Origin of the sequence: Povalibacter uvarum, from assembly GCF_014202975.1 — a bacterium.
Lineage (GTDB): Bacteria > Pseudomonadota > Gammaproteobacteria > Steroidobacterales > Steroidobacteraceae > Steroidobacter > Steroidobacter uvarum.
The window spans coordinates 738163-758079 of record NZ_JACHHZ010000002.1; the positions used below are offsets into that span (position 1 = coordinate 738163).

The following is a 19917-nucleotide window of genomic DNA, read 5'->3' on the forward strand; positions in this document are numbered from 1 at the left end:
CCAATGCCGCGACACGGGCCAGGACGTGCGGGCTCCTGGCTGCTTCTTCAACTACGGGAATCCCCTGAACTTCGGTGAGCTCACCGTATTCCGGTCGCCGAACGATCATGCGAGCGTGATCTCGCAACGGCGGTTGCGCCGTTCAGAGGAGACCAGAATGAACGAATTCGTCGTCCCGGCAATGCAGGTCACTTTCCGCCACACCGATCACTCCGAAGCGCTCGAAGCGCGCATCCGCGAGCTCGCAGGCAAGCTGATCCGATTCCACGATCGCATCACCTCCTGCCGCGTCGTCGTCGACGGCCCGTCGCACAGCGAGCGTCATCGCGAGTTCGCCGTCTCGCTCGATGTGCTCTTTCCTGGAGGCGCGATCCACGCGAACAGCGGGCGGGCGTCGAGATCGGAACACTCCGATCCCTACATTGCGGCCAGGGATGCGTTTGAGAATGCGAAGCGGCAGTTGGTGAGCTGAAGGCTACTTGCCGATACAGAAACTCGAGAAAATTCTCCCCAACAGATCATCGGAGCTGAACTCTCCGGTGATCTCCGCAAGCGACTGCTGAGCCAGCCGCAGCTCTTCGGCCATCAGCTCGCCTGCGCGGCTTTCGGTGAGCTGGCGATGCGCTTCCTGCAGATGACGCTGGGTGTCTTTCAACGCTTCGAGATGGCGCCGGCGGGCGGATAGCGTGCCGCCTTCCGTTGCCTGATAGCCGACGCAGGCCTTCAGGTGTTCGCGCAGAAGGTCGATGCCCTCGCCGGTTGTCGCGGACAGGTACAGGCGCGGCGGTTGTGTTTCCTGAGTGCGTACGCTGCCGCCCGCGATATCGAGTTTGTTGAAGATCCAGGTGACGGGGACGTTCGTGGGCAACACGGAGGTCTCACGGCGAATCTCCTCGTCGTCCGCGCTGCGTGTCGCGTCGATGACGTACAGAATCCGGTCGGCACGCGACATCTCGACGTGTGCGCGACGGATACCCTCGGATTCGACTACATCAGCTTCCTCTCGCAGCCCAGCTGTATCCGCGATGTGAAGCGGCATGCCGTCGATGTGAATGCGCTCACGCAACACGTCGCGAGTTGTGCCAGGAATATCCGTGACGATCGCAGCATCGTAGCCCGCGAGGCGATTCAGCAAACTCGATTTGCCGGCGTTCGGTCGGCCCGCGATGACGACCGTCATGCCCTCGCGAAGCAGTGTGCCTTGCCGGGCGGTGCTGATGATCTGCCCGCAAAGCTCGAGCGTTCGATCGATGCGGTCGCGCAGCGCGGTGTCGGCAAGGAAGTCGATTTCTTCTTCCGGGAAATCGATCGCCGCTTCCACATGCATGCGGGCCTCGGTTACTGCTTCGGTCAGCGAATGAACGACGTCTGAGAATTCACCTTGCAGCGAACGCAACGCGGCACGCGCTGCCTGAGCGGAACCGCTGTCGATCAGATCCGCGATCGCTTCGGCCTGGGTGAGATCGATCTTGTCGTTGAGAAATGCGCGGCGGCTGAATTCACCGGGCTGCGCGATGCGCGCGCCGAGTTGCACGACACGCGCGAGCAGCATGTCGAGAACAATGTCGCCGCCATGCCCTTGCAGCTCGAGCACGTCTTCGCCGGTGAACGAAGCGGGTGCGGGGAAGTAGAGCGCGATACCGCCATCCAGCATTTCGCCATCAGCGTCGCGGAAGATACGAAGCGCGGCATGTCGAGGGGACGGCAGGTCGCCGAGCAATTCGGTCGCGATGCTGATGACCCTCGGACCTGATACGCGCACGACGCCGATGCCACCGCGGCCAGCGGCCGTGGCGACAGCAGCAATCGTGTCGGAGTCTGAGAGGTGTGCGGTCACGGCAGCGCTGATGTGGCTGGATCAAAGTGTAGCCACATCAGCATCTGACCGTCAGTCGCAGGCTCAACCGCTCTTCTTGGCGGCGTCCTCGGCGGCGACGAGCTTGTTGATGCGCCACTGCTGCGCGATCGACAGGAGCGTGTTCGTCAGCCAGTAGAGGACGAGACCGGCGGGGAACCAGGCCATGGTCCCGGCCATGATGATGGGCATGAAGGAGAAGATCTTCGCCTGGATCGGATCGGCGCTCGGCATCGGCTGCAGCTTGAACTGCGCGAACATCGCGACGCCCATCAGCACGGGCAGGATGAAGAACGGATCGCGCGTCGACAGATCGGTGATCCAGCCGAAGAACGGCGCCTGGCGCATCTCGACGCTTTCGAGCAGCACCCAGTAGAAGGCGAGGAAGAACGGAATCTGGATCAGGATCGGCAGGCATCCGGCGAGCGGGTTGATCTTCTCGCGCTTGTAGATCTCCATCATCTGCCGACCAAGCTGTTCGCGATCGTCCTTGTAGCGTTCCTGAATCGCCTTGATGCGGGGCGCGACGTTGCGCATCTTCGCCATCGAGCGGCCGCTCGCCGCGGTCAGCTTGTAGAAGACGAGCTTGATCAGGAAAGTCACGATGATGATCGCGAGGCCCCAGTTCTTGACGAAGCCATGGACCTGGTCGAGCAGCCAGAACAGCGGCTGCGCAATGATCGTCAGCTTGCCGTAGTCGGCCGTGAGTTCGAGTTTGGGTCCGGTGGTTTCGAGCTGCTGCTGGAGCTTCGGGCCGACGAACAACGTTTCCGTGAAAGCGCCGGTGGCACCCGCGGCAACAGTCTGCAGCGGCCCGCGATAAGAAAGCACGTAGTCGTTATCGGCGTCGACGCTCAGCTGATAGTCATAGGCCGCGCCCGCCGGCGGCACCGCCGCGGCGACGAAATGATGCTGCAGCGCTGCGACCCAGCCGCCGGTGATCGCGTTCTTGTAGTTGCGATCCTCGGCATCTTCGACATCGAGCTTGCGATAGGCCTTGCCGTCGTAGATGGCCGGGCCGCGATACGCGTAGGTCTCGACCTTGAAGTACGAACGCTCGACGTGTTCGTAGTGGCGGATGAGCTGAACGTAAGAAGCCGCGCGCCAGTCCGTCGCCGTCGCATTGTTGACGTCGTACTTGAGATCGATGCGATAGCTGCCCGGCTTGAAGACGTAGGTCTTCGTCACCGTGAGCCCCAGGCCGTCGGTCCATGTCAGCGGAACTTCGAGCTGGGTGTCGCCGGCGCTGAGTCGATATTCGTTGGCCGCAGCCTGATACGTCACTGCATGCGTCGGCTCGCTGCGCTGATCCGCGGCTCGTAGCCCGGAACGCGCGACATAGAGAGCGGCGCCGCCGGTATCGAAGAGTCGCACCGGAACACCCGGCTCATTCTTGACCTTCGGATACTTGAGCAGATCGGCGCGCTGCAGTTCGCCGCCGCGAGTGCTGATCTGCATATCGAGCACGTCAGTGACGACACGAATCGTCGGAGCTGCGGCAGCTGCGGCGGGCGCTTCAGGTCCGGCGACAGCGGGAGCCTGCGTGCTTGGTGCTGCGGGTGCGCCATCAGCGGCCGGCAGATCAGGCAGCGCTTCAGGCGCGGCTGGTTGTCCTGGTGCAGCCGGAGCTGTGACCTGAGCAGCGGGTGCGGGCGGCGGCGCGTAGTCACGCTGCCATGCGATGTAGTTCAGCCACAGCACGAGACCGAGAGCCGCCCACACAAAGAGTCTTTGGTTTTCCATGAGTGAATCGATTCCGGTCAGTGCGGCAGATGCGATGCGCAGCTCGTGTGGCTGGCGGCTTCGCAGGATGCGGGTTCAGACGTATTGGTATTGGAAGATCCGGCACGCGTCGAAGCGGGCACGGGATCGTAGCCGCCTGGATGCCAAGGATGACATCTCAGGATGCGCCGCGCGGCAAGATAAGTTCCCTTCATGGCGCCGTGGGCTTCGATCGCTTCTTCGGCGTAGCACGAACAGCTCGGATAGAAGCGGCAGTTCGGACCGAGCATCGGACTGATGAGATAGCGATAGCCGCGGATCAGCGCTTTCAGGACGATGCGCATGCGCGAACTACGGCCCGCCAATGCTTTTCGAGACTGCGCGCGATGGCGGGATTGTCCGCGTCGCGAGCCCCGCTGCGTGCATTGACGACGATGTCGACCGCGGGAAAGTCATGTTGATGCAGCCGGAACGATTCCCTGACGAGGCGCTTGATTCGATTGCGGCGGACCGCGCCCCCTATGATTCGGGCGGCGACGGATAAACCAAGTCGAGCCGTGGATCCCCCGTTCGGTCGCGCGAAGACGGCGAACATTGCATCGGCGGAACGTCTCGCATCTTTGTAGACGCGATCGAAGTCCGACTTATTGTGGAGACGTTGCGCCGGGGTAAATGGCCGGGCGGGTGCTTGCAAGAACAGCTTCGAACAGCGTGACGCCGGAGGCGGCGTCAGACGGTGAGGCGCTTGCGGCCCTTCGCGCGGCGACGGGAAAGCACCAGGCGACCGGCGCGGGTTGCCATGCGCGCACGGAAACCGTGAGTGCGGGCGCGATGAATCTTGCTGGGGTTGTAAGTGCGCTTCATGCTGCAATCTCGTGGCGCGAAAGTCGCGCTAAAACAAGCACATGGTGGGCCGAAAAGAAGGGCGGCAAAGGTACGCAGCGCCTCAGGTGATGTCAAGCGCGCGGTCGCTGAATTTCCGGGTGATTCACTGACTTTCGAGCTGTGGATAACTCGCGGCGCATCGGTATAGACTCGCGGCCTCTCGCGCCCCCGCTATGGAACGACTCGGCGCAGACCCATTTCATTGACGTTCTTGATCGACCGGTATCTTGGGGACGAGGTCCGGTGGGGGCGAAACCGTGCAGGGTTCGTTGTGGCATCACTGTCTTCGGCAACTGGAATCAGAGTTGCCCGAGCAGCAGTTCAATACCTGGATCCGGCCGCTGCAAGCGGTCGAGGAAGGCCGCGTCTTGCGGTTGCTGGCCCCGAATCGTTTCGTGGTCGACTGGGTGAATGCCAATGTCGCCCAGCGCATCTCCGAGCTCGTCGAACCGCTCTCGTCGCCCCCGGGATTGAGCATCATTGTCGAAGTTGGCTCCCGGATCGTCGCTAGTCCCATCAGTTCGACGCCTGTTGCCCCCAAGGGGTTCACGCGCGAGCCGCCCTCGGTGCTGGGAAGCCGGCTGAATCCGGATTTCACGTTCACGAATTTCGTCGAGGGCAAGAGCAACCAGCTCGCCCGCGCCGCAGCTCATCAGGTCGCGGAAAACCCTGGCCGCGCGTACAACCCGCTGTTCATCTACGGCGGCGTCGGCCTGGGCAAGACCCACCTCATGCACGCGGTTGGTAACGTCATTCGAGGCCGGAGCGATCGGGCCCGGGTGGCTTACGTGCACTCGGAGCGGTTCGTGAGCGACATGGTGAAGGCGCTCCAGCACAACACCATCAACGACTTCAAAGCCGCTTACCGCTCGCTCGATGCCCTCCTGATCGACGACATTCAGTTCTTCGCGAACAAGGATCGCTCCCAGGAAGAGTTCTTCCATACCTTCAACGCGCTGTTCGAAGGTCAGCAGCAGATCATCCTCACGTGCGATCGCTACCCGAAGGAAGTCGATGGTCTGGAGGAGCGGCTGAAGTCGCGCTTCGGCTGGGGCCTGACGGTTGCCATCGAGCCGCCCGAGCTCGAAACCTGCGTGGCGATTCTGATGAGCAAGGCCGCGGGCTCCGGAATCGAGTTGCCCGAGGAAGTCGCGTTCTTCATCGCTAAGCGGATCCGCTCGAACGTTCGTGAGCTGGAGGGTGCGCTGCGCAGAGTCGTGGCGAACTCGCAATTCACTGGCCGGCCGATCACGATGGATTTCGTGAAAGAAGCCCTGCGCGATCTGCTCGCGTTGCAGGATCGCCTCGTCACGATTGATAACATCCAGAAAACCGTCGCGGAGTACTACAAAATCCGGGTGGCGGATCTGCTCTCCAAACGCAGGAGCCGATCTATCGCGCGACCGCGTCAGCTGGCGATGGCTCTGGCGAAGGAGCTGACCAGCCACAGCTTGCCGGAGATCGGCGATGCTTTCGGGGGTCGGGACCACACGACCGTGATGCACGCGTGCCGCGTGATCAAGGAGTTGCGTGAGTCGCAGACACGGACGAACGAGGACTATCAAAACCTGTTGAGAACCCTGGCAGGTTGATTGTGGAAAACTTGTGAGCGTCGTGAGGATTCTTTTAATCCACAGGTGCTCAACAGCTTTGGGACAAACTGTTCGAGGCCTTATAGGCGGAGTTATTGAGAGCACAAGCTCCTGATTCGAAAGGGTGCGATTCGCTTATCCACAGAGTTGGGCGATCTCAATAATCATCATAAGTTTTAAATATCTAAATCATTAAATCTTTAAGACTCCACAGGTGAAGCGATGAAGTTCAGTGCTGGACGCGAAGCGATACTGGCTCCCCTGCAAGCAGTGATCGGCGTGGTCGAACGGCGGCAGACCATGCCCATTCTGGCGAACGTCCTGATCACGGGACGCGGGGATGAGTTGTCGCTGACCGCGACGGATCTGGAAGTCGAGCTCGTGGCAAAAACGAAGGTCACCCTGCAGCAAGCAGGTGAGATCACCGTTCCCGCTCGCAAGCTGCTCGACATCGTTCGCGCGTTGCCGGACCAGGCAACGGTGACGATTACGCTGGAAGGCGAGCGCGTCACCGTAAAGTCCGGCAAGAGCCGCTTCACGCTGACCACGCTGCCCGCGTCGGACTTCCCCTCCATCGAAGATATCCGTGCGGATCAGTCCTTCACGATCGGTCAGGCGGCGCTCAAGCGCCTGCTCGACAAGACGCATTTCTCGATGGCGCAGCAGGACGTCCGCTACTACCTGAACGGCATGTTGATGGAAATTGCTGGGAAAGTGCTGCGAACGGTCGCGACTGACGGACATCGACTGGCATACTGCGAAGCAGAGCTGGAGAAGGACGGGGGCAACACGCAGCAGGTCATCGTTCCTCGCAAAGGCGTCCTGGAGCTGCAGCGTCTGCTCGGCGCAGAGGGTACGGTGGAGCTCGCGGTGGGAACGAATCACGTTCGCGCCAGCATTGGCGAAATTCGCTTCACTTCGAAGCTCATTGACGGTCGTTTCCCGGAATACGGCCGGGTAATTCCGAACAATCCTCCCAAGCAGGTCAAGGCAGATCGCGACGCGTTGCGCGCGGCGCTCCAGCGAGCGGCCATTCTCTCGAATGAGAAGTACCGCGGCATTCGCCTGGCAGTGAAGGAGAACGCGCTGGTCCTGCAGTCTCACAACCCAGAGCAGGAAGAGGCCGAGGAAGAGATCGAAGTGAACTATGGCGGGGAGGAAGTCGAGATCGGCTTCAACGTGAACTATCTCCTCGACGCGTTGGCGGCAGTGGATGGCAACGAGGTTCAGCTTGGCCTGACTGACGCGAACAACAGCTGCCTGCTGACTTCGCCCGCCGTCGCCTCCGCCAAGTATGTGGTCATGCCGATGCGGCTGTAATCGGAAGGGCGGTGCTGGCCGGAATCGACATCGAGAACTTCCGCTGCATCGCACAGGCGCATCTGGAGTTCGATTCGCGAGGGACCGGCATCCTCGGTAATAACGGCTCGGGCAAGACGAGCTTGTTGGAAGCGATCTTCTTTCTGGGGCACGGACGCTCCCTACGCACGAATACCCGCGAGAAGCTTCTCAAGCGCGGAGCTGATTTTTTCCGCGTTGTTGGACGCCTCGAGACGCCGCGCGGCAAGTTGGTCGCCGGCGCCGAGTACACAAATGGCCAGACCCGATCCCGGCTGGCTGGCCAGGGGATCTCCAGCCTTTCGGAGATCGCCGAAGTTCTTCCCATCCAGTTGATCGACCCGAGCGTGCACCGCTTGGTTGAGGAGGGCTCTGCCCGCCGTCGGCGACTGCTCGACTGGGGAGTGTTCCACGTGAAACATGAGTTCCTGGTTTCATGGAGGCGGTACCAGCGGGCACTGCTGCAACGGAATGCGGCCCTGCGAGCCGGCGAAGGCCTGGCCGTCATCTCTGCATGGGAGAAGGAGATGGCCGAATGCGGTTCCGTCGTTGACCAGGAGCGTGCGGAATACGCGAGCAGGCTGAAGCCAATCTTCGAGGAGCTGGCATCCAGCCTCCTGCCGAACCGAGCTTCCTTTGACTATCGCCGCGGGTGGTCCGTGGATGAGTCACTGGCCGAATCGCTCGCATCCAAGCGGTCCCGGGACCTCCAGCTACGGACGACATCCACTGGGCCGCACAGGGCGGACCTTACCTTCAAGACGGAGGGGGTATTGGCTCGAGATCTCGTGTCGAGGGGTCAGCAGAAGATGCTGGCGTGCGCGTTCATCCTGGCTCAGGTCCGCCTGCGAGCCGAGACGGCCCCGACGCCGACCTGCCTGTTGCTGGACGATCCGGCTGCCGAGCTGGATGTGGATAATTTGGGGAAACTTCTTCGGGCGATCGAATCCGTGCCGTCTCAACTGATCGTCACATCGGTCACGGAAGCAGGGCTACGCGGCGTGAATATCCACAAAGTGTTTCACGTGGAACAAGGCGAATTCACCCCAATGCTATAATTCCGCCGTCCCAGATCCAGGTTGCACCATGGCAGATTCCGACGTCTACGACTCAAGCAAAATCAAGGTTTTGAAGGGCCTCGATGCCGTCCGGAAACGCCCCGGAATGTACATCGGTGACACCGATGACGGTACGGGTCTCCACCACATGGTCTTCGAGGTGGTGGACAACTCCATCGATGAAGCGCTGGCCGGTCACTGCTCGAATATCACCGTCACGGTGCATGCCGACCAGTCCGTCACCGTGGCCGATGACGGCCGTGGAATACCTGTGGATATCCATCCGGAGGAGGGCAGATCGGCCGCCGAGGTCATCATGACCATCCTCCACGCGGGCGGTAAGTTCGACGACTCTTCCTACAAGGTCTCCGGCGGTTTGCACGGCGTCGGGGTCTCGGTGGTCAACGCGCTGTCCGAGTACCTGCTCCTGACGATCCATCGCGAATCGAAGCTCTACAACCAGGAATACCGGCTGGGCGACCCCCAGGCACCGCTAGCGGAGACCGGGGTCACCGATAAGCGCGGCACGATCATCCGGTTCAAGCCGAGCGCCCAGATCTTCACGAACATCGAGTTCGACTACAACATTCTGGCCAAGCGCCTTCGCGAGTTGTCGTTCCTGAACTCGGGCGTTCGCATCGAGCTCATCGATGAGCGCGACGACAAGCGGGAAGTCTTCCAGTACGAAGGCGGCATCAGCGAGTTCGTCCGCTATCTGAATCGCAATCAGACGCCGATCCACGAATCGATCATCTGGTTCAGGAGCCAGCAGGACGCCGTCACCGTCGAGTTGGGACTGCAGTGGAACGACTCCTACCAGGAGAGCATGTACTCCTACACCAACAACATCCCGCAGAAGGACGGCGGCACGCACCTCGCGGGCTTCCGCAGCGCGCTGACCCGCACGCTGAATCACTACGTCGAAGAGCGGTACGCCGCGAAAGACAAGGTCGCGACCACAGGCGATGACGCGCGCGAAGGTCTGACCGCGATTCTTTCCGTGAAGATGCCCGATCCGAAGTTCTCCTCGCAGACCAAGGACAAGCTGGTCTCGTCCGAGATCAAAGGCATCGTGGAAGCCACGGTCGCCGCGAAGCTCGAAGAATTCCTTCTTGAGCATCCGGCCCAGGCCAAGGCGGTCGCTTCAAAGATCGTGGAAGCCGCGCGTGCGCGCGAGGCCGCCCGCAAGGCTCGCGAAATGACTCGCCGCAAGGGCGCGCTTGATCTCGCTGGGCTTCCCGGCAAGCTGGCGGATTGCCAGGAGAAGGATCCGGCGCTCTCCGAGATCTTCCTGGTCGAGGGTGATTCCGCAGGCGGCTCGGCCAAGCAGGGCCGCGATCGACGCACTCAGGCGATCCTGCCGCTGAAGGGCAAGATCCTGAACGTCGAGAAGGCTCGCTTCGACAAGATGCTGTCGTCGGCCGAAGTCGGAACGCTGATTACCGCCCTGGGTTGCGGCATCGGCGCTGACGACTTCAATCCCGACAAGCTGCGTTATCACCGCATCATCGTGATGACGGATGCCGACGTCGACGGCTCGCATATCCGCACCCTGCTGCTGACTTTCTTCTATCGCCAGATGCCGCAGCTGATCGAGCGCGGACACATCTACATCGCTCAGCCGCCGCTCTACAAACTCAAGAAGGGCAAGACCGAGCACTACGTGAAGGACGACACGGAGCTCAACGCGATGCTGCTCAACCACGCGTTGGAAGACGCGCGCCTGCATCCCGGCGCCAACCAGACGCCGCTCATGGGTTCAGCACTCGAAACGTTGGCGCGGCGCTGGATGGAAGTTTCCGCGATCATCCGTCGCTCCTCCCGCCGATACGATCAGCGTGTGCTCGAGCAACTGCTCTACACGCCCGAAGTCACGGTCGCGAATCACGACAGCCTCGAATGGCTCACCGATTGGGGCCGCCTCTTCGAAACGCAGTTGAACCTGCATGATGATGCCGGCCGTAAGTATCGCGTTCGCGTTCTCTCGGGTACCGACGGCGGAGCACCGAAACTTCTCGTTGCTCGCACGGAGCACGGCTCGACGAGCGAGAAGCACATTCATCGTGAGTTCTTCGAATCCGCGGAGTATCGCCGGATTGCGGAGTTGGGCCGCACGCTTTCAGGGCTGCTGCAGCCCGATGCGTACGTTGCTCGTGGCGATCTGCGCAACGACGTGGGCAGCTTCAAGCAGGCGATCGAATGGCTGCTCGAGCAAGCTCGCAAGGGCCAGACGATCCAGCGCTACAAGGGACTGGGCGAGATGAATCCCGATCAGCTCTGGGAAACGACCATCGACCCCAACTCGCGCCGGTTGATCCAGGTGCGTATCGAGGACGCTCTGGCCGCCAACGATATCTTCGCCACGCTCATGGGCGATCAGGTCGAGCCGCGCCGTGACTTCATCGAGCGCAACGCCCTGGCGGTCGCGAATCTCGATATTTAGTTTTATTAATTAATAGAGCGGTCTCAACGTCTGAATAAGCGCGAGCCCTACAGATAAATTGTACGAACTAGCTCGCCTTCGTCATGGAGGCGAGCTTTGCCTCGATCCAGGTCCGGACTTCCTCGTTGAGCTCGCGGGGATCACGTCCGGCAGCGTCGATCGGCGGACCAATCGCTACCTGAATCACCCCCGGCTTCTTGACCCAGCCGCGCCGCGGCCAGAACAGGCCCGCGTTGTGGGCCACCGGGATGATCTTGCAGCCAGCCCGCGACGCAAGCAGAGCACCACTCACCCCGTACTTACGCTTCTCTCCAGCCGCAACGCGAGTGCCTTCCGGGAAGACCAGGACCCACAGTCCGCTAGCCAGGCGCTCCTTGCCCTGCTCCACCACCTGGTTGACGGCCGATGCGCCCGCGCTGCGATTGATCGCGATCGGTCGCAGGAAGTGGAGAGCCCAGCCCACGAGCGGGATCCACATGAGCTCCCGCTTCAGCACCCAGGACTGCGGCGGGAAAATCCCCGCCTGGGCGATCGTTTCCCATGCGGACGAATGCTTCCACATCGAGACGTGCGCGCCCGGAATGATGTTCTCCGTTCCCTCGACCCGATAGCTGAGTCCGCAGCAGACCTTCAGCACCCACAGCTGCGTGTGCGACCAGCTGTTCGCAACGCGATAAAGCTGTTTGCTGGGAAGCCAGCTGAGCAGCAGCACGATGACGGCATAGATCGCGGTCCCGACAAACAGCCAGGTTGTGTAGACCAGCGATCGCAACAACTGCACGCGCAATTCCTCTTTGCTTCAGCCGGGCAGCCTGGAGAGATCCGCGATCTGCAGGAACACGCTGCGCAACCGCGACAGTAATGCCAGCCGGTTAGCACGTACTTCAGCATCGTCCGCCATGACCATGACGCCGTCGAAGAAGCGATCAACATCCTCGCGCAGACCAGCGAGGTGCGTGAGCGCCGCTGCGTACTCGCGCCGTGCGAGCAATGGATTCACGCCGCGCTCGGTCGCGATGACGTGCTCGAACAACGCGCGCTCAGCGGGGTCCTGCAAACGATCGGTCGAAACCGCGCCGGACACGGCCTCGGGAACTTTGCGCAGGATGTTCGCAATCCGCTTGTTGGCTGCCGACAGGGCTTGCGCCTCGGGCAGCGCCAGGAAGGACTTCAGTGCGTCGAGTCGTAGATCGATGTCGAGAGGTGAATGCGAGCGGCTGCCGAGCACCGCATCGAACATCTCGGTAGTGACACCCTGATCAGTCGCTTCGAGATATGAACCGCGCAACCGCTCCATGAGGTACGCCCAGATCTCCTCAACCGTTTCGGCGGGCGCGGGGATCGGCTGCTGCGCGACTGCCGTTTCGACCAGTTGATACAGGTCGATATCCAGCTTGCGCTCGACGCAGATTCGCAGCACGCCGAGCGCGGCGCGACGCAGGCCGAACGGATCGCGCGTGCCAGACGGCTTCTGGCCGATGCTGAAGATGCCGGCGATCGTATCGAGCTTGTCCGCCATCGACACCGCGATGCCCGTCGGCGTTTGCGGCAACTGATCGCCCGAGAATCGAGGCCAGTACTGTTCAGCGAGTGCCGCCGCGACCTCGGTGGGTTCACCGTCATGCGTCGCGTAGTACCGGCCCATCAATCCCTGAAGTTCGGGAAACTCGCCCACCATCGCGGTGAGCAGATCGCACTTGGAGAGCTTCGCGGCGCGCTGGGCCAGAGCCGCGTCGCCCCGAATGATGCTTGCGATATGAGACGCCAGCGCTTCGACACGGGTGGCCTTGTCGAACAGCGAGCCGAGCTTGCTCTGGAAGGTCACGGCCCTCAGCGCTTCGCAACGGTCTTCGAGACGCTGCTTGCGATCCGTCTCCCAGAAGAACGCGGCGTCCGCCAGGCGCGGCCGAACTACCCGTTCATTGCCGTCACGGACCTTGTCCGGATCGCGGCTCTCGATGTTCGCCACCGTGATGAATGCGTTGATCAACTTTCCATCGGGGCCGCGCACCGGGAAGTAGCGTTGATGCTCCTGCATGGTCGCGATCAGGACTTCCGGCGGCAGGTCCAGGAATCTCGCATCGAAGCGACCGGCGAGCGGGACGGGCCACTCGACGAGCGACGCCACTTCATCCAGCAGCGCCGGCTCGATCACCGCGGTGCCGCCGAGCGACTCGGCGATCGTGTTGACGCCGGTCCGGATCGATTCACGTCGCTGCGACGCATCGACTACGACGCGGCCTTTTTCAATGAGCGTCTCGGGATATTTGGCCGGGCTCGAAATCGCGATGGGCTGCGGCGCGTGAAACCGATGTCCTCGAGACTGCTTGCCGGCGGCAATGCCCAGAACGGTGGCTTCGACGACAGTCGAACCGAACAACATCACGATCCAGTGCACCGGCCGGACGAACTCCTGCTCGCCCGCGCCCCAGCGCATCCGCTTCGCGATCGGCAGCTCATTCAGCGACGTCGACACGATGCCCGGCAGCAGCGACGTCGTCGGTTCGCCCTTCTTCACGCCGACAAACTGCAGCACCTTGCCCTTCGGCCCGTCGACCTGCTGAAGCTGATCGAGGGTCACACCGCAGGACGCCGCGAATCCCAGGGCAGCCTTCGTCGGCTGGCCCGATGCGTCGAACGCGTTTGCCACCGCGGGCCCCTGCCGTTTGATCTCCTGATCCGGCTGGTGATCGGCCAGGGCGCCGACGCGAACGGCGAGGCGCCGAGGCGTAGCGAACCATTCGACCTCGCCGTGCTTCACGCCACTGGTGCCGAGCCCTTTCACGACGCCATCCGCAAAGGCCTGCGCCAGATTGAAGAGAGACTTCGGCGGCAGTTCTTCAGTACCGATCTCGACGAGAAAATCGCGCTTGCTCATGTCCGTCATGCTCCCGCTGCCGTACGCGCGAGCATCGGGAAGCCCAGCGCCTCGCGGGATTTGTAGTAGGTCTCGGCGACGCGCTTCGCCAGCGCGCGCACTCTCAATATGTATCCCTGGCGTTCCGTCACCGAGATCGCCTTGCGTGCGTCCAGAAGATTGAACGTGTGCGATGTCTTGAGCATCTGCTCATACGCGGGCAGAGCGAGCCCCTTCTCGAGCAGCATCTCGCACGCGCTCTCGTGCTCCTTGAAATGACGGAACAGCAGGTCCGTGTCGGCAAACTCGAAGTTGTACTTGGACTGCTCCACTTCGTTCTGGTGATACACGTCTCCATAGGTGACGCGTCCGAAGGGTCCGTCCGACCACACGATGTCGAAGATGCTCTCGACACCCTGCAGGTACATCGCGAGCCGCTCGAGACCGTAAGTGATCTCGCCCATGACGGGCCGGCAGTCGAGACCGCCGACCTGCTGGAAGTACGTGAACTGCGTGACCTCCATGCCGTTCAGCCAGATCTCCCAACCCAAGCCCCACGCGCCCAGCGTTGGCGATTCCCAGTTGTCTTCGACGAGCCGGATGTCGTGCGTCAGCGGATCGAATCCCAGACTGGCGAGCGAGCCGAGATAGAGATCGATGATGTTGTCGGGCGAGGGCTTCAGAACGACTTGGAACTGGTAGTAGTGCTGGAGGCGGAACGGGTTGTCGCCATAGCGGCCGTCTGTCGGGCGCCGGGACGGCTGCACATAGGCGGCGCTCCACGGTTCGGGGCCGACGGCTCGCAGCAGGGTCGCCGTATGGAAAGTGCCCGCGCCCATTTCCATGTCGTACGGCTGGAGGATGACGCACCCCTGCTTCGCCCAGTACGCCTGCAGGGCAAAGATCAGATCCTGGAAAGTCTTGGGAACGTCGGCTTTGGGGGCGGCCATGCAGGATCCTGGGCGGGCGGTTTGCCGTTCGCCGCGAAAAGGGCGGCTTCTGGCGCGAAAAGCGCGCGAGTATAGCGGCTCAGCCGGGCGGCTCACGAGCGGCGCTGATGCCCGGACGCGATGCCTGCGGGAGACCGGCCTGAGCCCATACGCACATTATCGGTGCATATGGTAGAAAATACGCACTATCATGGTGCCTATGCGGCGCCACGCCGGCGATCAACTCCGTCAAATCCAACGACTTGCGCCATGACGGTGCGATGGCATGGTTCCTGCAATTTTCGGGGCCCAGACTTCAATAAACCTACGGCGTCGTAACAGCGAGCGAGCCGGGGTCACTCAATCTCGCTGTTTACCGGAGGAGATCTCATGACGACGTCCGCTGAAGTCCTCAGCATGTTGAAAGAAAAGGAAGTCACCTTTGTTGACTTGCGCTTTACGGACACGCGCGGCAAGGAACAGCACGTAACCGTGCCCGCGCACACGATCGACGCGGGATTCTTCGACGACGGCAAGATGTTCGACGGGTCGTCCATCGCCGGCTGGAAGGGAATCAACGAGTCGGACATGGTCCTCATGCCGGACCCCACCACGGCCGTTCTGGATCCGTTCTTCGAAGAGAAGACGCTGATCATCCGCTGCGACGTCCTTGAACCCTCCACGATGCAGGGCTATGAGCGCGATCCGCGTTCCATCGGCAAGCGCGCCGAGGCCTATCTCAAGGCTTCAGGGATCGGCGAAAAGGCGCTGTTCGGCCCCGAAAACGAATTCTTCATTTTCGACAACGTGCGCTACGGCACGAACATGCAGGGCTCCTTCTTCGACATCGAATCCATCGAAGCCGCCTGGAGCTCGGGCAAGAATTACGAAGATGGCAACAAGGCTCACCGGCCCGGCGTGAAGGGCGGCTACTTCCCCGTCCCGCCGGTCGACTCGTTCCAGGATCTGCGTTCGGCGATGTGCCTCGCGCTCGAAGAGCTGGGCATGAAGGTCGAAGTGCATCACCACGAAGTCGCGACCGCCGGCCAGTGCGAAATCGGCGTGAACGCCAATACGCTGGTGCGCAAGGCCGATGAAGTGCAGATGCTCAAGTACGCGATCCACAACGTGGCTCACGCGTACGGCAAGACCGTGACGTTCATGCCGAAACCCCTGGTCGGCGACAACGGCAGCGGCATGCATGTTCACCAGTCGATCTCGAAGGACGGCAAGCCGCTCTTCGCGGGCGACAAATACGCCGGTCTGTCGGACCTGGCGCTCTACTACATCGGCGGCATCATCAAGCACGCCAAGGCGATCAACGCATTCACGAACGCCAGCACCAACAGCTACAAGCGCCTGGTGCCGGGTTTCGAAGCTCCGGTCATGCTGGCGTACTCCGCCCGTAACCGTTCTGCCTCCATCCGTATTCCGTGGGTTGCGAACCCCAAGGGTCGCCGCATCGAAGTGCGCTTCCCGGATTCGACGGCGAATCCGTACCTCGCGTTCTCCGCGATGCTCATGGCGGGTCTCGACGGCATCCAGAACAAGATCCATCCCGGCGAAGCCGCGGACAAGGATCTGTACGACCTGCCGCCGGAAGAAGCCAAGAACATTCCGGAAGTGTGTTACTCGCTGGAACAGGCCCTGGAAGCGCTCGACAAGGACCGCGCGTTCCTCAAGGCCGGCGGCGTGTTCACCGACGATGTGATCGACGCCTACATCGCGCTGAAGATGCAGGAAGTCACCAAGGTGCGTATGTCCACGCACCCGCTGGAATTCGAGTTGTACTACAGCGTCTGAGGTCGCGGACGCCGGGCTTTCCCGCCCGGCGTCCCTTCCCTCGTACTGCTGCGGTGACGGTGTTCACACTCTGCCGTCGCCGTTTTTGTCAGGCCGGAGCGAAGCGGATATGCTCGATCCCCATGCGCACTACGCTGTTGCTACTCGCCTTGCTCGCGGGCCCCGTGCTCGCCGCACAGACAGTGTGGAAGTGGGTGGACAGCAACGGTGTGACTCACTATGCCGATCGCCCGGTTCCCGGCGCGACCCGGGTCGAGCTGGCTACCGGCACCTCCCGGAGCGATTCAAGCACCCCCAGTTACACCGCTCCCTCGTCGAGCAGCTCCGAGTCGAACGATCCCGGCGAAGGCTACGCGACGCTCGAGATCACGAGCCCGGCGGACGACGAGACCCTCGTGAATACCGGTGGGACCGCGACGGTTCAGGTCAACATGCAGCCCGACCTGCTGTCCGGCCACTTGATCTTTCTCCAGCTCGACGGCCGCATCCTCCAGGACTATCCGCGCAATACGACGACGTTCAATTTGCGAGAAGTGCCGCGTGGCACGCACACCGTGGTTGCGGTCATCACGACCAGCACCGGTCAGCGCGTCCAGAGCAGTCCGCCCATCACGTTCCATGTGCGGCAGGAATCGGGAGCCCAGGCTCCGGTCGGTCCGTCGCTGCGCCCGCCGCCGAAGCCGCAACCGCGCGCCGGCAACAAGATGCCTACGTCGCAGCCGACCTATGCTGCGCTGAATCCGGTGCGCACCGCACCGATCGATCCGAAGACCAACAAGCCGGTCGTCACCAAGCCAGCGACCAGCAAGCCAACGCCGCCCAAAGCGCCGCAAGGCAAGTAGCCCTCCTCTCGCCCTCCATGCGCGAAGCGGCAACAGCCGCGTTCGCGTTCGTCCCTCTCGCTCGAGTCGGCGGGAGGTGACACCGCTTCATGGTCGCCCATCCTGCAAGTTTTCCGAAAGGCGCCGTGGCCGATCCCGATCGCATTCTTGATGGGCTGAGCACGAGCATCCTGATCGTGGATCAGGCGCAGGCGCTGCTCTATCTGAACGTCGCCGCCGAGACGCTCTTCGGCGTCAGCCGCAACCAGGTGCGCGGACGGCCGCTCGCGGAATTGCTCGTCGACTCCGCCGCTCTCTCCGAAGTGATCGACCGCGCGGTCGAAACGTGGCGACCGATCTCTCGCCGCGAACTTGCGCTGCGCTCCGTCTATGGCGACACCGAGCTCACTGTCGACTGCAATGTCGCTCCCTACGAAGAAGCAGGCACGCCTGCAGCCGTGCTGATCGAGATCAGCGATGGAACTCAGCATCAGCGCATCACGCGCGAGAACGCCCTCCTCACACAGATCGGCGGCAGCCGCGCGATGATTCGCCAGCTCGCGCACGAGATCAAAAATCCCCTCGGCGGATTGCGCGGTGCGGCCCAGTTGCTCGAACGCCAGCTGGCTGACGCCGCGATGCGCGAATACACGTCAGTGATCATCAGTGAGGCGGATCGTCTCGCGACACTCGTCGACACGCTGCTGGGCCCCGGCCATCACCCGCGCAAGGAGTCCGTGAACATCCACGAGCTCCTGCAACATGTCGGTCATCTGCTTGCCGCGGATGCGCCGCCTAATGTGTCGATCGAGCGCGACTACGATCCCAGTCTGCCGCCGCTGCTGCTCGATCGTCATCAGATCATCCAGGCCATGCTGAATCTCGGTCGCAACGCCGTGCAGGCGATCTCGCAGAACAAGTCCGCCGGCGGAAAGATCACTCTGCGCACGCGTGTGTTGACGAACGAGAACATCGGCACGCGTCGCTATCGACTCGTCGCGTGCGTGCAGTTCGAAGACACCGGCCCGGGTGTTCCCGAACATCTGCGCGACACCTTGTTCTATCCGCTCGTCACGGGTCGTCCCGACGGCACCGGCCTGGGTCTCGCCGTCGCGCAGGACCTGGTCAGTCGTCACGACGGACTGATCGAATTCGAAAGCCGCCCCGGTCTCACCACCTTCACCATCCTCCTGCCATTCCATGCTCCAGATGCCCGCAAAGCCTCTTAATGTCTGGCTCGTCGACGACGATGCTTCCATCCGCTGGGTGCTCGAGCGCGCGCTGCGCCAGGGTGGCATGGCGCCCACAGCGTTCGACCACGCGGACTCCGCGTTGGCTGCGCTACGCAGAGACAGGCCCGACGTACTCATCACCGACATCCGCATGCCCGGGCGCAGCGGTCTCGAACTGCTGACCGAGATCCACGACAGTCAGCCGCAACTCCCGGTCATCGTCATGACCGCGCACTCCGATCTCGACAGCGCGGTGGCCGCGTATCAAGGCGGAGCGTTCGAATATCTGCCGAAGCCCTTCGATATCGACCAGGCCGTCGATCTCGTGCGCCGCGCCGCGCAACAGAAGGAGCGCGTCGAAGAAGTCAGCACGGAGTCGCGCCGCATTCCGGAAATGCTCGGACAGGCGCCGGCGATGCAGGAAGTGTTTCGCGCGATCGGGCGCCTCTCGCGCTCGAGCATGACCGTGCTGATCACCGGCGAATCCGGTACCGGCAAAGAGCTGGTCGCACGGGCGCTGCATCGGCACAGCCCGCGCGCGAACAAGGCGTTCATTGCGCTGAACACATCTGCGTTCACTGCCGATCTGCTGGAGTCCGAACTGTTCGGCCATGAGAAGGGTTCGTTCACGGGCGCGGATGCATTGCGTCGCGGACGCTTCGAACAGGCCGACGGCGGCACCCTGTTCCTCGACGAGATCGGCGACATGTCGCCGCAGTTGCAGACCCGGCTGCTTCGCGTGCTCGCTGAAGGCGAGTTCTATCGCGTCGGCGGACAAGTACCCGTGCGTGTCGACGTGCGGGTTATCGCGGCAACACATCAGGCACTCGAAGATCGCGTCAAGCAGAACCTCTTCCGCGAAGATCTGCTGCACCGACTGAACGTGATCCGCATCGAAGTGCCGCCTCTGCGTCAGCGCCGCGAAGACATCCCGGAACTGATCCTTCACTATCTCGAAGCGGCAGCCATCGAACTCGGCGTCGAGTCGAAGACGCTGTCACCGGAAGCCATGGCGGTGCTGTCGACCTTCGACTGGCCGGGTAATGTTCGCCAGCTCGTGAATACTTGCCGCCGCCTGACTGTCACGGCGCCGGGTCGCGAGATCAAGTCGGAAGACATTCCCACGGATCTCGGCGGGGCGCCGGGACCGGCGAAGCTGCAGGACGAATGGACGCGACAGCTGACGAGTTGGGCGGAGAAGCGGCTCGCTGCCGGCGAAACGCCGCTGCTCGACGATGCAATGCCGGAGTTCGAGCGCACGCTCATTCGCGCAGCGCTGCGCAAAGCGGAAGGCGGCCGTCAGGAAGCGGCGCGGCTGCTCGGATGGGGTCGCAACACGCTCACCCGCAAGCTCAAAGAGCTGGCGATGGATGATGAGTGAA

General features: G+C 62.3%; 17 protein-coding genes. 9 read left to right on the plus strand and 8 right to left on the minus strand.

Annotated elements, in window-relative coordinates; translation table 11 throughout:
* The first annotated feature begins 157 nt into the window (after positions 1-157).
* Positions 158-472 carry an HPF/RaiA family ribosome-associated protein gene (locus HNQ60_RS09520; protein WP_184331042.1) on the plus strand — a complete coding sequence of 105 codons (315 nt, stop codon included), beginning with the start codon at positions 158-160 and terminating at the stop codon, positions 470-472.
* A 3-nt stretch (positions 473-475) separates the two neighbouring features.
* On the opposite strand, the gene mnmE is transcribed toward HNQ60_RS09520, so the two are convergent.
* The 5 genes from mnmE to rpmH all read right to left on the minus strand — a co-directional run bounded on the left by mnmE (position 476) and on the right by rpmH (position 4441).
* Positions 476-1837, minus strand: coding sequence for a tRNA uridine-5-carboxymethylaminomethyl(34) synthesis GTPase MnmE (mnmE, locus tag HNQ60_RS09525; RefSeq protein ID WP_184331043.1), 1362 nt, complete (start codon positions 1835-1837; stop codon positions 476-478).
* Between the two features lie 63 nt (positions 1838-1900).
* Complete coding sequence (gene yidC / locus HNQ60_RS09530) at positions 1901-3598, minus strand: membrane protein insertase YidC (RefSeq protein ID WP_184331045.1); 1698 nt, start codon at positions 3596-3598, stop codon at positions 1901-1903.
* Between the two features lie 17 nt (positions 3599-3615).
* A complete protein-coding gene (gene yidD / locus HNQ60_RS09535; protein WP_184331047.1) occupies positions 3616-3921 on the minus strand; it encodes a membrane protein insertion efficiency factor YidD in 306 nt (101 codons plus the stop codon).
* Positions 3906-4271 (minus strand): ribonuclease P protein component, encoded by a 366-nt coding sequence (gene rnpA, locus HNQ60_RS28290; RefSeq protein ID WP_184331049.1) that lies wholly within the window; start codon positions 4269-4271, stop codon positions 3906-3908. Before rnpA ends, yidD begins: the two co-directional genes overlap by 16 nt.
* A 35-nt stretch (positions 4272-4306) precedes the next feature.
* Complete coding sequence (rpmH, locus tag HNQ60_RS09545; RefSeq protein WP_184331051.1) at positions 4307-4441, minus strand: 50S ribosomal protein L34; 135 nt, start codon at positions 4439-4441, stop codon at positions 4307-4309.
* A gap of 278 nt (positions 4442-4719) precedes the next feature.
* On the opposite strand from rpmH, the gene dnaA reads away from it, so the two are divergent.
* From dnaA to gyrB, 4 genes are all read left to right on the plus strand, one after another.
* A complete protein-coding gene (dnaA, locus tag HNQ60_RS09550; protein ID WP_184331053.1) occupies positions 4720-6054 on the plus strand; it encodes a chromosomal replication initiator protein DnaA in 1335 nt (444 codons plus the stop codon).
* Positions 6055-6276: 222 nt separating this feature from the next.
* Positions 6277-7374: a DNA polymerase III subunit beta gene (gene dnaN, locus HNQ60_RS09555; protein WP_184331055.1), complete on the plus strand. Its 1098-nt coding sequence runs from the start codon at positions 6277-6279 to the stop codon at positions 7372-7374.
* Positions 7375-7385: 11 nt separating this feature from the next.
* Complete coding sequence (recF, locus tag HNQ60_RS09560) at positions 7386-8450, plus strand: DNA replication/repair protein RecF (protein ID WP_184331057.1); 1065 nt, start codon at positions 7386-7388, stop codon at positions 8448-8450.
* Between the two features lie 28 nt (positions 8451-8478).
* Positions 8479-10893, plus strand: a complete 2415-nt coding sequence (gyrB, locus tag HNQ60_RS09565) for a DNA topoisomerase (ATP-hydrolyzing) subunit B (protein ID WP_184331059.1) — start codon at positions 8479-8481, stop codon at positions 10891-10893.
* A gap of 67 nt (positions 10894-10960) precedes the next feature.
* Here the strand turns inward: gyrB and HNQ60_RS09570 are convergent, their stop codons facing one another.
* Genes HNQ60_RS09570 through glyQ form a run of 3 tightly spaced genes read right to left on the minus strand, consistent with a single transcriptional unit; the run spans position 10961 to position 14700 of the window.
* Entirely contained in the window at positions 10961-11674 is a 714-nt protein-coding gene (locus HNQ60_RS09570; protein ID WP_184331061.1) for a lysophospholipid acyltransferase family protein, read from the minus strand.
* Positions 11675-11692: 18 nt separating this feature from the next.
* A complete protein-coding gene (gene glyS, locus HNQ60_RS09575) occupies positions 11693-13771 on the minus strand; it encodes a glycine--tRNA ligase subunit beta (protein WP_184331062.1) in 2079 nt (692 codons plus the stop codon).
* 5 nt (positions 13772-13776) lie between these two features.
* On the minus strand, positions 13777-14700 hold the full coding sequence (glyQ, locus tag HNQ60_RS09580; RefSeq protein ID WP_184331064.1) for a glycine--tRNA ligase subunit alpha: 924 nt from the start codon (positions 14698-14700) through the stop codon (positions 13777-13779).
* A gap of 369 nt (positions 14701-15069) precedes the next feature.
* On the opposite strand from glyQ, the gene glnA reads away from it, so the two are divergent.
* The 4 genes from glnA (at position 15070) to ntrC (ending at position 19916) form a co-directional block, all read left to right on the plus strand.
* Entirely contained in the window at positions 15070-16482 is a 1413-nt protein-coding gene (glnA, locus tag HNQ60_RS09585) for a glutamate--ammonia ligase (RefSeq protein ID WP_221304113.1), read from the plus strand.
* Positions 16483-16604: 122 nt separating this feature from the next.
* Entirely contained in the window at positions 16605-17324 is a 720-nt protein-coding gene (locus tag HNQ60_RS09590) for a DUF4124 domain-containing protein (protein ID WP_184331066.1), read from the plus strand.
* An 89-nt stretch (positions 17325-17413) separates the two neighbouring features.
* Entirely contained in the window at positions 17414-18532 is a 1119-nt protein-coding gene (gene glnL, locus HNQ60_RS09595; protein WP_184331068.1) for a nitrogen regulation protein NR(II), read from the plus strand.
* Entirely contained in the window at positions 18513-19916 is a 1404-nt protein-coding gene (gene ntrC / locus HNQ60_RS09600; RefSeq protein WP_184331831.1) for a nitrogen regulation protein NR(I), read from the plus strand. Before glnL ends, ntrC begins: the two co-directional genes overlap by 20 nt.
* Position 19917: the final 1 nt, after the last annotated feature.

Excerpts from the sequence above, each read along its gene's own strand:
- HNQ60_RS09520 (WP_184331042.1), top strand. The coding sequence starts at position 158 with ATGAACGAATTCGTCGTCCCGGCAATGCAGGTCACTTTCCGCCACACC.
- yidC (WP_184331045.1), bottom strand. The coding sequence starts at position 3,598 with ATGGAAAACCAAAGACTCTTTGTGTGGGCGGCTCTCGGTCTCGTGCTG.
- yidD (WP_184331047.1), bottom strand. The coding sequence starts at position 3,921 with ATGCGCATCGTCCTGAAAGCGCTGATCCGCGGCTATCGCTATCTCATC.
- rpmH (WP_184331051.1), bottom strand. The coding sequence starts at position 4,441 with ATGAAGCGCACTTACAACCCCAGCAAGATTCATCGCGCCCGCACTCAC.
- dnaN (WP_184331055.1), top strand. The coding sequence starts at position 6,277 with ATGAAGTTCAGTGCTGGACGCGAAGCGATACTGGCTCCCCTGCAAGCA.
- gyrB (WP_184331059.1), top strand. The coding sequence starts at position 8,479 with ATGGCAGATTCCGACGTCTACGACTCAAGCAAAATCAAGGTTTTGAAG.
- glyS (WP_184331062.1), bottom strand. The coding sequence starts at position 13,771 with ATGAGCAAGCGCGATTTTCTCGTCGAGATCGGTACTGAAGAACTGCCG.
- glyQ (WP_184331064.1), bottom strand. The coding sequence starts at position 14,700 with ATGGCCGCCCCCAAAGCCGACGTTCCCAAGACTTTCCAGGATCTGATC.
- glnA (WP_221304113.1), top strand. The coding sequence starts at position 15,070 with ATGACGACGTCCGCTGAAGTCCTCAGCATGTTGAAAGAAAAGGAAGTC.
- HNQ60_RS09590 (WP_184331066.1), top strand. The coding sequence starts at position 16,605 with ATGCGCACTACGCTGTTGCTACTCGCCTTGCTCGCGGGCCCCGTGCTC.
- glnL (WP_184331068.1), top strand. The coding sequence starts at position 17,414 with ATGGTCGCCCATCCTGCAAGTTTTCCGAAAGGCGCCGTGGCCGATCCC.
- ntrC (WP_184331831.1), top strand. The coding sequence starts at position 18,513 with ATGCCCGCAAAGCCTCTTAATGTCTGGCTCGTCGACGACGATGCTTCC.